13 protein-coding genes are annotated in these 14275 nt (G+C 57.5%); 5 read left to right on the plus strand and 8 right to left on the minus strand.

The window, feature by feature from the left end:
* On the plus strand, positions 1 to 711 hold the full coding sequence (locus ACR3EG_RS12670; protein WP_480496200.1) for a GNAT family N-acetyltransferase: 711 nt from the start codon (positions 1 to 3) through the stop codon (positions 709 to 711).
* A gap of 3 nt (positions 712 to 714) precedes the next feature.
* On the opposite strand, the gene ACR3EG_RS12675 is transcribed toward ACR3EG_RS12670, so the two are convergent.
* Positions 715 to 1380: an SIMPL domain-containing protein gene (locus ACR3EG_RS12675; RefSeq protein ID WP_480496202.1), complete on the minus strand. Its 666-nt coding sequence runs from the start codon at positions 1378 to 1380 to the stop codon at positions 715 to 717.
* A gap of 195 nt (positions 1381 to 1575) precedes the next feature.
* Here ACR3EG_RS12675 and ACR3EG_RS12680 point away from each other — a divergent pair, with 195 nt between their 5' ends.
* Positions 1576 to 3474 (plus strand): hypothetical protein, encoded by a 1899-nt coding sequence (locus ACR3EG_RS12680; protein WP_480496204.1) that lies wholly within the window; start codon positions 1576 to 1578, stop codon positions 3472 to 3474.
* 48 nt (positions 3475 to 3522) lie between these two features.
* Here ACR3EG_RS12680 and hppD read toward each other — a convergent pair whose 3' ends face one another.
* Complete coding sequence (gene hppD / locus ACR3EG_RS12685; protein ID WP_480496206.1) at positions 3523 to 4620, minus strand: 4-hydroxyphenylpyruvate dioxygenase; 1098 nt, start codon at positions 4618 to 4620, stop codon at positions 3523 to 3525.
* A 146-nt stretch (positions 4621 to 4766) separates the two neighbouring features.
* Here hppD and ACR3EG_RS12690 point away from each other — a divergent pair, with 146 nt between their 5' ends.
* Together ACR3EG_RS12690 and ACR3EG_RS12695 are read left to right on the plus strand one after the other, a co-directional pair.
* Complete coding sequence (locus ACR3EG_RS12690) at positions 4767 to 5222, plus strand: Lrp/AsnC family transcriptional regulator (protein ID WP_170352849.1); 456 nt, start codon at positions 4767 to 4769, stop codon at positions 5220 to 5222.
* 15 nt (positions 5223 to 5237) lie between these two features.
* Positions 5238 to 7118 carry a monovalent cation:proton antiporter-2 (CPA2) family protein gene (locus ACR3EG_RS12695; RefSeq protein WP_170352848.1) on the plus strand — a complete coding sequence of 627 codons (1881 nt, stop codon included), beginning with the start codon at positions 5238 to 5240 and terminating at the stop codon, positions 7116 to 7118.
* Between the two features lie 22 nt (positions 7119 to 7140).
* Here ACR3EG_RS12695 and cobT read toward each other — a convergent pair whose 3' ends face one another.
* Entirely contained in the window at positions 7141 to 8154 is a 1014-nt protein-coding gene (cobT, locus tag ACR3EG_RS12700) for a nicotinate-nucleotide--dimethylbenzimidazole phosphoribosyltransferase (protein WP_480496209.1), read from the minus strand.
* Between the two features lie 79 nt (positions 8155 to 8233).
* Between cobT and cobS the strand changes: the two genes are divergently transcribed.
* The gene (gene cobS / locus ACR3EG_RS12705) at positions 8234 to 8998 is read left to right on the plus strand and encodes an adenosylcobinamide-GDP ribazoletransferase (RefSeq protein ID WP_480496211.1); all 765 of its coding nucleotides are present in this window, start codon (positions 8234 to 8236) and stop codon (positions 8996 to 8998) included.
* On the opposite strand, the gene ACR3EG_RS12710 is transcribed toward cobS, so the two are convergent.
* The 5 genes from ACR3EG_RS12710 to ACR3EG_RS12730 form a co-directional block, all read right to left on the minus strand.
* Entirely contained in the window at positions 8995 to 9765 is a 771-nt protein-coding gene (locus ACR3EG_RS12710; RefSeq protein WP_170750707.1) for an ion channel, read from the minus strand. The genes cobS and ACR3EG_RS12710 overlap by 4 nt on opposite strands.
* A gap of 114 nt (positions 9766 to 9879) precedes the next feature.
* Positions 9880 to 10389 carry a CarD family transcriptional regulator gene (locus ACR3EG_RS12715; protein WP_170352844.1) on the minus strand — a complete coding sequence of 170 codons (510 nt, stop codon included), beginning with the start codon at positions 10387 to 10389 and terminating at the stop codon, positions 9880 to 9882.
* Positions 10390 to 10672: 283 nt separating this feature from the next.
* Complete coding sequence (fdxA, locus tag ACR3EG_RS12720) at positions 10673 to 11011, minus strand: ferredoxin FdxA (protein ID WP_170352843.1); 339 nt, start codon at positions 11009 to 11011, stop codon at positions 10673 to 10675.
* A gap of 66 nt (positions 11012 to 11077) precedes the next feature.
* Positions 11078 to 11443, minus strand: a complete 366-nt coding sequence (locus ACR3EG_RS12725) for an RNA-binding S4 domain-containing protein (protein WP_480496214.1) — start codon at positions 11441 to 11443, stop codon at positions 11078 to 11080.
* Between the two features lie 6 nt (positions 11444 to 11449).
* Entirely contained in the window at positions 11450 to 14260 is a 2811-nt protein-coding gene (locus tag ACR3EG_RS12730; RefSeq protein ID WP_480496216.1) for a helicase-related protein, read from the minus strand.
* Positions 14261 to 14275 lie beyond the last annotated feature (15 nt).

Below are 14275 nucleotides of genomic sequence, written 5' to 3' on the forward strand. Positions count from 1 at the left end.
ATGCCGAAGCACACGGTGAACGCACTTGGCCAACCCGTGGGCAGGCCGGTCTCGGGTGAGTTTCCTCGCCCGACGCCAGCTCGCACGGGCATGCAGGGTCGGTTCTGTTCAGTGGTGCCTTTGGACGTGAAACAGCATACGTCCGGTCTGTACCGGGCGTTTGCCGAAGACAAGAACGGGCGAAACTGGACCTATCTGCCCGAAGAACCAATCACATCTGAAGCGGCTTTCGCCGAATGGATGATTTGGGCTGAGAACAGCGCAGACCCGTTGTTTCACACGGTGCTTGACGGCGACGGAGTTCCGGTTGGGCATGCCACATTTCTGCGCATTCAGCCCGACGCCGGGGTCATCGAGGTCGGATACATCCATTTCTCACCCTTGTTGCAGCGCACCCCTCTGGCCACCGAGGCCATGTATCTGATGATGCGCCGCGTCTTTGATGAGCTTGGCTATCGGCGCTATGAGTGGAAATGCGACGCCCTGAACGCCCCCTCGCGCAGCGCGGCCGAGCGGTTGGGCTTTACCTTCGAAGGCATTTTTCGCCAGGCAACCCACTATAAAGGGCGCAACCGGGACACCGCGTGGTATTCAATTCTGGATAGTGAATGGCCGCGCATCCGGACTGCGTTCGAAACCTGGCTATCGCCAGAAAACTTCGACCAATCGGGCCAGCAGCGTCACACACTGCAGGCCCGTGCGGCAGAGTAGTATTTATTCGGATATCGCAAATTCCATGGTGACATTGACCGAGACTGAAATCTCACCGCCTGCCACCGGAACCCCCGCCGAATCCGCAACTTTGAATTCGCGCATCTGCGCGGCAGGGCGGATACCTCCGACATTCTCGTTGATTTGTTGCACAGGTCCCAAAGTCAGCGAGGCAGCCTGCGCCAGTTGCTCTGCCTTGGCGGTTGCTTCGGCCACAGCTTTGGCGCGGGCTTGCGCCTCAAGCGGTTTTGGGTCCTGAACACCAAAGCTCAGCCCCCCGAAATCATTTGCGCCATCTTGGATGACGGCATCCATTACGTTACCCAGTTGTGTTAGATCTCGAACCCGTACGAATACTCGGTTTGATGCCGAAAAGCCCGAAATCTCGGGTCGGTCGCCATTGGGATTATTTCGGCCCGACCAAACCGGCGAGAGCGACAGATCCCTTGTCTGGACATCTCGTGCTTCAATGCCCATCTGCTCCAGACGCGCCAATATTGCCGACACTGCGTCAGACGTGGCCTGCATCGCGTTCGCGGCCTCGGCATCCTCATGTGTCACTCCTAGTGTTATGGTCGCCATATCGGGCACCGCCAGAGCGGTCCCAAGGGCGTCGACAGTAATGCGACGTTCTTCCGCATGAGCCATCCCTGCCGCCGTTGCAGCCATCAAAGCCGCTAAAAAAGCGTATTTCTTCAAGGTCTTCCCTCCGATCTCTTTGTCATAAACATGGGGTGGCAACGGTCTGCCGAACAAGGGGGAAACCCGGCTTTTTCTTTCCCTCGGCAAGATCCTGCTTTAATGTCAGTCTGCGGACAGAATGACTGTCTGCTTAGACGATGACAATTATGGTTCTTCCGGATTATGAAACCCGCTTTTGCGCTGTCTTTTTCTACTGCCGGAATTTCTTTGCACCACTTTTCGGATGGTGACTGGTTCTGCGTTGGTGATGTCTCGCTGGATGCCCCGGATTTTTCAGATCAGGTCAAAGCACTGCGCGACAAAGGATTCGCGCTGGAAAATGACCTGAACTGCAAGCTGGTCCTGCCGGCCGATCAGGTTCGGTTCCTCAGCCTTGAAACCGGCGATGAAGATGCCGAAGGACAAACCCTATTGGTTCAGACCGCGTTAACGGATGCCACGCCCTATACGCTTGAAGACCTGAGATACGACACCGCAACCGACGGCGCGGTGATACATGTGGCAGCGATCGCCCGGCAGACGTTGGATGAGGCAATGGCATTCGCCAACGACTATGGCTTTGTTCCGACCCAAGTCACGACCGACACCGACGGGCAGGACTACCCGTCCGAGCCTGAATTCCTGACACCAAGAAACCCGGCCCCTGCAGAAAAGACTCCCGTTTCGACGCTTCCGGTGCACGCGATCGCGGCCGAAGAAAAGCCAATGGAATTCCGCGCAGCGGCGGCTGCAGAGCACAACGAGGTGTCACTTTCAAACCGTCTTGAAGGATACGGTATACCTATCGGCGCCGCGGCAGCTCTTGGTATCGCCACCGTTTTGATGTGGGCCTTCCTTGGGTCGGGTGATGATGATGCCACTCTACCGGAAACGGCACTTGTCGAAGAAGCAGCGCAGGAGACACCACCCAAAACCGCCGTGTCTGAAGCAGAAACCCCGGAATCGTCCCCAATCACAGCCGAACCCGAACCAGCTGAAAAGCCAACGGAATTGACCGCTGTCGAACCGGCACCAGAAACCTCAGTTGAAGACACCGATCCCAAAGCGCCCAAGGTTTCGCCGACCGATGCCGCCATTCTTGAGGCTTTGAAGATTGCACCCACCGAAGTCGAGCCGATTGAATCAACCCCCGAACCAGAGCAGCTGCATGCTGGCGCGCAAATAGGCTCGGTTGAGCCGCTATCTGGTCCTGCGTTGGAATCGCCGGATGCCCAATTCATAGCTTCAACCGATCGATCAGACCTGTCGCGCGATGCCGTGGCTCCGCCATTGGTGACCAGCTTTGCGATGGGAGACGTATACTCCCAACCCAGCGAACCCAGCGCCTCAGGGACGCGGTTTGATCTGGACGAACGCGGACTTGTGAGCGCAACAGCAGAAGGCACGCTGAATCCGGACGGTGTTCTAGTTTTCCTTGGCCGACCGTCAAAAGTCCCGCCAGAAGTACCAGTCCGTTTCGAACAGGAACCAATTGAAGAAGACCCAACGACCAGACTGGCAGAGCTGCGGCCCAACCCTCGCCCATCCGATCTGATAGAACGGTTCGAACGGCAGCAACTTGGCGGTCGAACTCTTGCCGAATTGGCGGTTCTTCGGCCCAAGCTACGTCCGGTGTCGTTGCAACAAAGCCCACAGGTAGACGAAACACCAACCGCGCTGGCGGTTGTTCGCGTCCCACGCCCGAAACCGCGCCCTGCCGGTGTTAACCGACCTGCAAGCACCACCGCAGTCAGTCTTGGGTCGACCGCCGCGATAGAGCGCAGCACCAACGAACCTGACACCTTCCAACCGCGGGCGGTGGCTCCGAAAATCCCGTCATCGGCGTCGGTTGCGCGTCAGGCAACGATCGACAACGCAATCAACCTGCGAAAACTGAATCTCATAGGCGTGTATGGCACCCCGGCAAACCGTCGCGCGTTGGTGCGATTGCCCAGCGGACGCTACAAAAAGCTGAAGGTTGGGGATCGTCTGGATGGCGGCAACGTTGTCGCGATCAGTGACAGCGAATTGCGATATCAAAAACGCGGTCAGAACGTTACGCTGAAAATGCCCAGAAGTTAAAGGCGGCACAGGTGATGCGCCGCCCAATATACGCGTTAGATTTACAGCTCAGGCCGCTGATATTTCACCACTTTCGATCTGCTCGCGCTCGATGGATTCGAACAGCGCCTGAAAGTTGCCCTCGCCAAATCCATCGTCACCTTTGCGCTGGATGAACTCGAAGAATATCGGCCCGATCACTGTTTTTGAGAAAATCTGAAGCAAGATCCGCGTTTCGCCGCCGTCCAGAACGCCTTCGCCGTCAATCAGAATGCCGTGTTTCATCATCCGATCCAGTGGCTCTTCGTGGTCAACCACGCGGTCTTTGGACATATGGTAATACGCTTCGTTTGGGCCGGGCATAAATTTCAACCCCTTTTCGGCAATCGCATCCGTCGACGCATAGATATCCTCGCTGCCGACGGCGATATGCTGGATGCCCTCACCCTTGTACTTTTTCAGATAAGAGACGATCTGCCCGGTCTCGCCGCGATCTTCGTTGATCGGGATGCGAATACGGCCACAGGGCGATGTCAGCGCACGGCTGTAGAGGCCCGTGAACTTACCCTGAATATCGAAAAAGCGGATCTCACGGAAGTTGAACAAATTGCCGTAAAACTTGAACCACTTGTCCATATTTCCCTTGTAGACATTGTGGGTGAGGTGATCGAGGTAATAAAACCCGTCACCCCGCGGCTTGGACTGTTCGGTCCACTTGAACTCTTGGTTGTAGGGAGACGTCTCATAATATTGGTCGATGAAATAGATCAAAGACCCGCCGATCCCTTTGATCGCAGGTACGTCCATCGTTTTGTCCGCAGCATCATAGGGCTCGGCGCCCTTGCTGACCGCGTGTTCATAGGCTTTTTGCGCATCCACGACGCGCCACCCCATCGCCGGTGCACAGGGACCGTGTTCTGCAACAAACTTAGCTGCAAAACTGTCCGCGTCTGCATTGAGGATGTAAGTCACATCGCCTTGCTGCCAAAGTTCCACCGATGGCTTCGTCTTATGGTGACCGACCAACTCAAAGCCCATCTTGGTGAAAAGATCACGCAGCTCTTGCGGGTTGGGATGGGCAAATTCGACAAATTCGAAACCGTCGGTTCCGGCCGGGTTTTCGTTGCTGATGGCAGATTTCGGGGCGTTATGCGGGAAGGGTCCCATGGCGCGTCTCCGTGAAAACAGGAATTTCTTTGCTGATTCCAAAATACGCCTTATTCGGCGCTGTTTCTGCGCATTGTTTTCGAGTAAACTAGGCGGAAACGCGCGATGTCCGCACCAAAACAGATTTCTACGAAAGAAGTCCGCATATGCTGGATTCCACCGATACGCGACTTTTATCAGCACTTCAGACAAATGCGCATCTGACTGCGCATCAGCTGGGTGAGATGCTGAACCTGTCGCCCAGTCAAGCCGGCCGCCGTCGTCAAAGGCTGGAGGCTGAAGGATACATCACCGGCTACGCCGCCCGTCTGGACCCGCTGAAGCTGGGGCTGCAGGTACAAGGCTTTGTTCAGGTCCACCTCGGCACTCACGGTCCGGAACAATCCGAAAGCTTTGCCCGCATGGTCGACACCCGGCCCGAAATCACCAGCGCTTGGACGATGACAGGTGAGGCAGATTACCTCCTTCATGTCTATTGCGACGATCTATCCGCCCTCAATCGCTTGCTTCATCAGGTGATACTGCCGCATCCTGCGGTAGCACGTGTGCAAAGCCAGATCGTTATGGACCAACTCAAGCGCGACGCGCCCCTGCCTACCTGACCCAAAGAGGATAATATGGACGATTTCCTTTACCAGGCTTCGATCTATCTGGCTGCCGCCGTGATCGCTGTGCCGCTGTCGGCGCGCCTGGGGCTTGGTTCGGTCTTGGGATACCTGGCCGCAGGGATCGTCATAGGGCCTATGTTTGGACTGGTCGGCGCCGAAACCGAAAGCCTGCAGCATGTGGCTGAGTTTGGCGTGGTCATGATGCTGTTCCTGATCGGGCTGGAACTGGAACCCCGCGCTTTGTGGGACATGCGCGAGCGCTTGCTGGGATTGGGTGGCCTTCAGGTTTTGCTGTCTACCGGAGTGATCGCGGGCGTTGCCATCTACGCCAATCATCCGTGGTCCGTGGCACTGGCAGTCGGTTTGACCTTGTCTTTGTCCTCAACAGCGATCGTTTTGCAAACCTTGTCCGAAAAAGGCTTGATGCAAACGAACGGAGGGCGCGCGACTTTCTCGGTGCTTTTGACGCAAGACATTGCAGTGATCCCGATCCTTGCGCTGCTACCGTTGCTGGCCCTGCCGGCGATTCCGCAAATTCAGAATGACGGTTCCATAAACAGGGCCGCAACGGACCTTCACGACAAGGCGCATCACAGCTTGTCACTGGTCGAAGGCCTGCCGGGCTGGGCCGTCACATTGGTCACTATCGGTGCCATTGCCTTTGTCATTCTGGCTGGTGTCTACCTGACCCGCCCCCTATTCCGCTTTATCCATGCTACGCGCCTACGCGAGATGTATACGGCATTGGCATTGATGATCGTTGTCGGGATTTCCTTTTTGATGACGTTGGTCGGCCTTTCCCCGGCCCTCGGTGCGTTTCTGGCGGGGGTAGTGCTGGCCAGCTCGGAATTCCGGCATGAGATGGAAAGCGATCTGGAACCCTTTAAGGGTTTGTTTCTGGGCCTGTTCTTCATCACCGTCGGGGCCGGAATTGACGTTGCCTATTTCTTCAATGATCCGTTCGATCTGATCGGGCTGGCCCTTTTAGTCATCCTCGTCAAAGGGATCATTCTGTTTCTGGTCGGCCGCGCGTTTAAATTACGTGGTCGCGATCATTGGCTGTTCACGCTGGGGCTGGCGCAAGCGGGCGAGTTTGGGTTTGTTCTACTTGCCTTTTCGACCCAGCAAAACGTCATCCCTCCCGATTTGTCACAAAAGCTGCTGATGATCATCGCTTTGACCATGTTGATCACGCCGCTTCTGTTCATCATCTATGATCTGTTGTCGCGCCGGATGAGCGACGGCGCTCCGACACCCGAACCCGATGAGATAGATGAAAAAGGCCCTGTGATAATTGCCGGGATTGGCCGTTTCGGTCAGATCGTCAACCGGCTGGTTCAGGCCAGTGGAACCAAGACGGTCGTTTTGGACCACGACATTGAGACGGTCCAACTGATGCGTCGGTTCGGCGTCAAAGGGTTTCTGGGCGACCCCACCCGTCCTGAACTGCTGCGCGCAGCGGGCTTGGAAAAAGCCGCTGTTTTGGTGGCCGCAATGGACGATCCCAAACAAGTTACTCGTCTGGTTGGGTTCGCACGTCGTCAGCGACCCGATTTGCACATTATCGCCCGCGCCCGGGACAGAACCCATGTCTATGAACTGTATCAGGCTGGCGCCAATGATATCGTGCGCGAAATGTTTGACGGATCACTGCGTGCTGGTCGGTATGTTCTGGAAAACATCGGCCTGAGCGAATACGAGGCCGCGCAGGCCGAACAGACCTTCTATCATCACGACAGGATGTCGGTACGCGAGTTGGCCGAGCTTTGGATTCCCGGAATGCCGACAGCCGAGAACAAGAAATACATTGAACGGGCCCGCCAGTTCGAAAAGGATCTCGAAACCGAGCTGTTGGAACTGGCTGAAAAACACGCCAAAAAGTCAGCCTGACCCAAAGGGTCAGGCCATAAGATCAACCGTCTGACACGCCCGCCTCGGCAAAAGTTGCCATGCCGGAATGACAGGCCACTGCGCTTTTGAGGATATTGATCGCCAGAGTGCCGCCCGACCCCTCGCCCAGTCGCAAACCAAGGTTCAGCAGCGGCTGTTTGCCCAGCTTTGCCAAAACTGCGCCATGGGCACCTTCGGCACTTTGATGTCCAGCGACGGAATGATCCAACGCGCCGTCGGCGACATCCGCCAAACACGCAGCGGCGGCCGAGCAGATGAAACCATCCAAGATGACTGGGATGCGCAGTACTCGCGCTGCCGCGATCGCTCCAGCCATGGCAGCGATCTCGCGTCCGCCGAGGCGGCGCAGAATTTCGACCCCATCACCCGTGCCGCCATGCAGCGCAACGCCCTCGGCCACAACACGGGTTTTATTCGCAAGACCAGCGTCGTCTACACCGGTGCCCCTGCCCGTCCAGTCCGCAGCGACACCGCCAAACAAGGCGCAGGCAATTGCGGCAGCCGGGGTGGTGTTGCCAATTCCCATCTCGCCAACCACCAACAGATCGGCGGCTGCGTCTACCGCGTTCCACCCTGTGCGAAGCGCGGCCAACACCTCGGCCTCAGACATCGCAGGACCCGCGGTGAAATCCGCTGTTGGACGGTCCAACTCAAGCGCATGTACATCCATGGTCGCGCCAGCCGACTTGGCAAGCTGGTTGATGGCCGCTCCGCCATGCTCAAAGTTCATCACCATCTGAACGGTGACTTCCGGTGGAAACGCAGACACACCCTGCGCCGTTACGCCATGGTTTCCGGCGAAAACGATCACCTGCGGTGCCGAAATCTGTGGCCGCGCATCCCCGCGCCAACCCGCATACCAGATGGCCAGATCCTCAAGCCGCCCCAATGCGCCGGGTGGCTTGGTCAGTTGCCCATTTCGGTCTGCGGCTCCGTTCACAGCGTCCTGATCAGGACCCGGCGCACGAAGAAGGGCATCTCGAAAGGAATTAAGGTCTTTAAGTTCAGGCAGCATCCAAAGCCTCGTTGCATCAGAGTGGTCCTGTGTGTTTAACCGAAGCTATCCATCCAACAAGACCCTGAAAGGCGTGGAAATGGCAAAAAACGACACGGTGCCCATTTCCTTGTGGGATATTCCGCTGGCTGTGGTCCTGTTGACGCGCTTGCCCGTCCCCAAACTGCCTTCGCAGGTATTTGCGCGACAGGCCAACGCTGCATGGGCCTTTCCTTTCGTCGGAACCATTCTTGGCGCTTTGGCCTGCTGTGTCGGTTGGTCTGCGATGTCGATCGGGCTGAACGCCACTGCCAGCGCCATTTTGGTGATAACCGCACTAATTCTGTCCACTGGCGCCATGCACGAGGATGGACTGGCAGATACAGTTGACGGGTTTTGGGGCGGCTTCACCCCCGAACGTCGGCTGGAGATCATGAAGGACAGCCACATTGGCACGTATGGCGTTTTGGCGTTGATCCTGTCACTTTTCTTACGCGCCACCTTGATTGAGACGCTGATCGCGGCCCAGTATTTCTCGGCAATTTTGGCCGCAACTGTCTGGTCGCGCGCGATGATGCCCCCTGTTATGGCCAGCTTACCGAATGCACGAGGGTCGGGGCTGAGCCAATCGGTTGGCGCCCCAAAGATATCCATTGTCGCAGGCGGCGTCGGATTGGCGTTCGGGATTTGCGCGGTTCTGATCGGGATTTCCGCTTTAGCGGCCGTTCTGTTGAGCGCGCTGGCAGTTTTGGCTCTGGCAATGGTCGCAAGGTCCAAGATCGGCGGTCAGACAGGCGACGTACTGGGCGCGACTCAGCAAATCTCTGAAATCGCTATGCTGCTGACATTGGTTACTTTGCTTTAGGACGAGCCACCTGTCTCAATCCGCAGCACCTCGCCGCAGTGTTTGCAATGAACTGCATCGGGGTCGTGACGGAATAGGCCGCAACTCGGGCATTTGTAGCGCACCTTCTGCGGCATGAAAATTGCCTGCGCGAGACGCACAAATAGCGCAACACCGACCACCATAATGAAAACTGAAAAGAGTTTACCACCCGGAGTGGCCAATGTGATGTCCCCGAAGCCAGTGGTGGTCAGCGTCGCCATCGTAAAATACAGCGCGTCGATATAGGCTGTCTGGCTGTTCTCAGGGATGAAGAATACCAAAACAGCTGTCGAGGTCACGAACACAAAAACCAAAAGGTTGATCGCCGCGATCACCGCATCTTCATGTGTGCGGAAAAACGAGCTGTCACGGCGCAGGTCTCGCAGCAAGTGATACGAATGAATCAAGCGCAAAGCCCTGAGAATACGCAAAAACGCCAGATTACCAGTGATCAGGGGGTCAAGCATTAAAGACAGAATGACTACCACATCCGCCAGTGTGTAAACCTTGAAGAAAAGCTGCCAGGGTTTCTTTGCGATCCACAGACGGGCAGAAAAATCCAACAGGATCAAAAAGCCCACGATCATGCTGGCGGCTGAAATTCCGGGACCATGAGGAATATGCGCCGTGGCAATAAAGAATACGATAGTTCCGGCGTCAAACAGGATCAGACAATATCGGAACCAGACCGACACCGGATCGTGGCCGATATATAGATACCTGAGAGTTTTCTTTATCCTTGCCATCTATCCGCCTCTACCCAAACGGAAATTAGCGGATTTTCCTCAGTTCACCAAGCCCTTCAAACGGAAAAGGCCGCCTGTGACACAGGCGGCCCATCGAAATTTGTAGTAGGTCGATTAGGCGGCGCGCGATGTCAGGACTTCGTCCACTTGTTTGGCCGCAGACACCTCGCCTGCCCCTGAAACGGCGGCAACTTCACGGGTCAGACGCTCAAGCGCAGCCTCGTACAGCTGACGTTCGGAATAGCTTTGTTCGCGCTGATCATCGGTGCGGTGCAGATCGCGGACAACTTCGGCGATCGAGATCAGGTCGCCTGAGTTGATTTTCTGTTCATATTCCTGCGCCCGACGCGACCACATTGCGCGCTTGACCTTGGCCTTACCCTTCAAGGTTTTCATCGCTTGGCTAATGACGTCCGGTGAACTCAGCGACCGAAGGCCAGATTCTGTTGCCTTGTTGGTCGGAACGCGCAAGGTCATCTTGTCTTTTTCAAAAGAAATCACGAACAGCTCGAGCGAATATCCCGCGACTTCCTGCTCCTCGATCGAGATGATCTGTCCCACGCCATGGGCTGGGTAGACAACATAATCGTTCGGGCGGAACTCAAGCTTTTTCGACTTAGACATACAGGTTCATCCTTGGTTAAATGAGCTGGACAACAGACAACAATACGCCCCAACCCGCGCCACTCTGGCCCGGTCAGGCGGTTTGTTTGTCTAAAAATCAAAACTCCAAAGCGTACATACTTACGGAGTCATCCCCAGCTCAGTCATCATTCAGCTACCGATTATATCACAAAAATGCGACACACGAAAGCAGCGTGGATAGCTAAAGCATTAAATTTGACTAAAAACAAAATGTTAAGAGGATTTCTTGCTCTTAAACTAAAGAGTTTAGGCGGCGAATCGCTTAACCGCCTTCACCCGGTGCTTCCGAGAAATACTTCTCCATTTTACCCTCTTCACCGTCGCGTTCTTCGGCTTCGGGCAGTGGGTCTTTTTTAGTAATGATAACCGGCCACATTTCCGAGTATTTCCGGTTGAACTCGACCCATTGGTCCATGCCCGGCTCGGTGTCGGGGCGGATGGCGTCGGCGGGGCATTCGGGTTCGCAAACGCCACAGTCAATGCATTCGTCCGGATGAATGACCAGCGTGTTTTCACCTTCATAGAAACAATCCACCGGACACACTTCGACACAGTCGGTGTATTTGCAGCCAATGCAGTTTTCAGTGACAACGTAGGTCATGTTCGGATTCCCGTTTGCGCTTTGGACGTCTAGCTAAATCAGTATGGCGTCAGCTTCAAGATAGGATCAGCTATCGAGATTGCGAGAAAGATCAAGCGCGCGTCGATCTTTCTTGGTTGGACGACCTTTTCCTTCAAAGCTTGGATTTCGCGGCGGCTTGTCCTGCTTTTCGGTCAAATCCGTATACAGCGTTTGTGCCTCGGGGGCCGGGCCGCGGCGTTCGCCCAGTTTTTCCACCCGCACAACGCGCACGATGCGGGCCTGCGGAAAGGTCAGAACGTCTCCGGGGCTGATGGCTGTCGCCGGTTTCAGCACCCGGTTGCCGTTCACGCGTACGTGGCCGCCGCTGACCTGTTTGGCCGACAGGCTGCGGGTCTTGAAGAACCGCGCCTGCCATAGCCATTTGTCGATCCGCAGCTTGGGCTCGGACATGCGCGTTTAGTTGCCGTCCTTCAGACCCATTAGCGCAGCGGCGAAGGGGTTGTCGGGATCAATGGCTTTCTCTTTCTTGGGTGGGCGGGCCGAAAAGGATTTCGCGCCTTGCGGCTTGCCACCCTTTTTGCCCTGCGGGCGGCGGTTGTCCTGAGGTTTGCCACGCGGCTTGCCCTTGCCCTGCCCCTGTTCGCGGCGCGGGCCACGGTTCTGCTGGCGCTGGCGACCCCAGGTGAAGGTGTAGAACACCTCAACCTCGGGCTCATCACTTACGGGTTCCGCGACCGGAGCCTCGGCTGCCGCCTCGGTGCTTTCGGTGGCCTCGGCTGGCGCCTCGGCGGGTGCGACGGCCTCATCCGTCGCACCTGCGTCGGCCGGGGTTTCCTCAGCGACAGGTTGGTCTGCCGCGTCTGCCGCAGGCTGTTCAGCCGGCGCAGCTTTGACCTTTTCGCGCTCGCCACGCTCGGCCTTATAGCCCAGCCCCTGCATCAGGTCGGCGAATTGCTCCAGCGTCATGCCCGTGATCGAGAGCATGTCGGGCTTGGCCTCGAACCCGCCCCGGCTGTCCTCGGCGCGCAGCATGTCGGCCAGACGCTCCAGCATGTCGATGCGGATCGAACGCTCACCGGCGTCGCGGTAGCCGCACATGGTGTCATACCCTTGCGGCGCATCCTTGGCGACCGGCACCGTGACCAGACCCGGAGGCGGCGCTTCGGGGAATTCCTGCAAACCGCTGGACAGCGCCCACAACACCAGACGCAGGCGCGTCGGCGCGGGTTTCAGCAGCAGCGGCATGAAGATGGTGAACTGCCCGAACCGGATGCCGTGCTTGCGCAGCGCGCCGCGGGCGTCCTGATCCAGATCCTTAACGTCTTGCGCGACCTGCGCGCGAGGCAGAATGCCCAATGCCTCGACCATGCGGAAGGCGAAGCCCTTGGCCAGACCGCTCAGCTCCTCGTCCCGTGACAAGTTCAGCAGCGGCTCAAACAGCGCGGCCACCTTACGGTCGATGAAGTGCTGCAAGCGGCGCTGCACTTTCTGTTCGACATCAGGGCCTGCGGCCTCGTCCACGAAGACCTCGACCATCGGTTTGAGCGGCTCTGCCCCGGCAACCAGTTTGCCAACGGCATATTCGCCCCACATCAGGCCACCTTGTTCGGTGAAATCAATTTCGGTATCGGGCGCGTTGTAGAAGCGATCGGCACGCAGATGGAATTGCGGCGCGAGGGCCTGCAAGGACGCCGATTTCAAAGCTTTCGCCTCGGTCCCCTGCGCAGCCTTGTCCGGGCTAAACCGGAACCCTTCCAAACGACCGACGAATTCGCCTTCGACGGTCACTTCACCCTTGTCATTTACTTCGGCCAAAAGGGCCTCCTTCTGTTTGAGCCGGCGCAGCAACACGGACGTGCGCCGGTCCACAAATCGTTGGGTCAAACGGTCATGCAGAGCGTCCGACAGCCTGTCTTCTACAGTGCGCGTTTCCTCACGCCAATGGGATTCGTCACGCACCCAACCGTTTCGTTGCGCAACATATGTCCAGGTGCGAATATATGCCAGCCGTTTGGACAGCGCATCAATATCTCCGTCTGTCCGGTCGATCCGGCGGATTTGCCGCGCCATGAAGTCATCAGGGATCGACTGGCGTTCGTGCAGATGACCGTAGATCACCTCGAGCAGGCTGGCATGTTCCGAATGGCTGATGCCGCGAAAATCGGGGATTCGGCACACATCCCACAGCAGGCGCACGGATTGAGGATCGCTGGCGCGGGCCATGACCTCGGTCACTTGTGACAGCGATTTCAGCACGTTCAGATCGTCGGCGGGCCGTGCTTTGAGCAGGTTTTCGTTGTCGGGACTGACTTCTAGCGAGTCGATCAGCGCCTCGATGGATCCGAACCGCAAGGCAGCATTCCGCCAGTTCAGCTTTTTCATCGGCGTGAAGCGGCTGTCCATGATGGCCTGCGCCACGCCCTCGTCCAGCGGCGGAGCCTCACCCGTGACACCGAACGTGCCGTCCGACATGCCGCGCCCGGCCCGGCCTGCGATCTGTGCCAGCTCATTGGGGGCCAGGGGCCGCATCCGCCGACCGTCAAACTTGGTCAGCGAGGAAAACGCCACGTGGTTTACGTCCAGATTCAACCCCATACCAATGGCATCGGTTGCGACCAGATAGTCGACCTCGCCATTCTGATAAAGGTCCACCTGCGCATTACGGGTGCGCGGGCTGAGCGCACCCATGACCACGGCCGCCCCGCCCTTTTGACGACGCAGCAGTTCCGCGATGGCATAGACGTTATCGACCGAGAACCCGACGATGGCGCTGCGCGGGGGCATCCGACTGATCTTTTTCGACCCCGCATAGACCAGCTGAGACATGCGTTCGCGCCGGACGAACTGTGCCTCGGGGACCAGCGCCGCGATGGGGCCACGCATGGTGTCCGAGCCCAGGAACAATGTCTCGCTTGTGCCGCGCGACCGAAGCAGGCGGTCGGTGAAGACATGGCCGCGCTCGGGGTCGGTACAGAGCTGGATTTCGTCAATGGCCACGAAATCGGCACCCATCCCCTCGGGCATCGCCTCAACCGTGCAGACCCAGTATTGGGTGCGCGGCGGCACGATCCGCTCCTCACCCGTAACCAATGCCACGACGGACGGACCGCGAATGGCGACGATCTTGTCATAGACCTCGCGCGCCAGCAGACGCAGCGGCAGGCCGATCACGCCGGTCCGGTGGCCCAGCATCCGCTCGATCGCGTAATGGGTTTTGCCTGTGTTCGTCGGGCCCAGTACGGCCACGATTCGGGATGACCCGCTCACTCTTGCCCCCTGCCC

The organism is Ruegeria sp. AM7, from assembly GCF_056535965.1.

What these genes read in the sequence shown, in the direction of transcription:
- hppD (WP_480496206.1), bottom strand. Translation starts at nt 4,620, where the DNA reads ATGGGACCCTTCCCGCATAACGCCCCGAAATCTGCCATCAGCAACGAA.
- ACR3EG_RS12710 (WP_170750707.1), bottom strand. Translation starts at nt 9,765, where the DNA reads ATGGCAAGGATAAAGAAAACTCTCAGGTATCTATATATCGGCCACGAT.
- ACR3EG_RS12715 (WP_170352844.1), bottom strand. Translation starts at nt 10,389, where the DNA reads ATGTCTAAGTCGAAAAAGCTTGAGTTCCGCCCGAACGATTATGTTGTC.
- ACR3EG_RS12695 (WP_170352848.1), top strand. Translation starts at nt 5,238, where the DNA reads ATGGACGATTTCCTTTACCAGGCTTCGATCTATCTGGCTGCCGCCGTG.
- ACR3EG_RS12670 (WP_480496200.1), top strand. Translation starts at nt 1, where the DNA reads ATGCCGAAGCACACGGTGAACGCACTTGGCCAACCCGTGGGCAGGCCG.
- ACR3EG_RS12690 (WP_170352849.1), top strand. Translation starts at nt 4,767, where the DNA reads ATGCTGGATTCCACCGATACGCGACTTTTATCAGCACTTCAGACAAAT.
- cobS (WP_480496211.1), top strand. Translation starts at nt 8,234, where the DNA reads ATGGCAAAAAACGACACGGTGCCCATTTCCTTGTGGGATATTCCGCTG.
- ACR3EG_RS12725 (WP_480496214.1), bottom strand. Translation starts at nt 11,443, where the DNA reads ATGTCCGAGCCCAAGCTGCGGATCGACAAATGGCTATGGCAGGCGCGG.
- cobT (WP_480496209.1), bottom strand. Translation starts at nt 8,154, where the DNA reads ATGCTGCCTGAACTTAAAGACCTTAATTCCTTTCGAGATGCCCTTCTT.
- ACR3EG_RS12675 (WP_480496202.1), bottom strand. Translation starts at nt 1,380, where the DNA reads ATGGCTGCAACGGCGGCAGGGATGGCTCATGCGGAAGAACGTCGCATT.
- fdxA (WP_170352843.1), bottom strand. Translation starts at nt 11,011, where the DNA reads ATGACCTACGTTGTCACTGAAAACTGCATTGGCTGCAAATACACCGAC.
- ACR3EG_RS12680 (WP_480496204.1), top strand. Translation starts at nt 1,576, where the DNA reads ATGAAACCCGCTTTTGCGCTGTCTTTTTCTACTGCCGGAATTTCTTTG.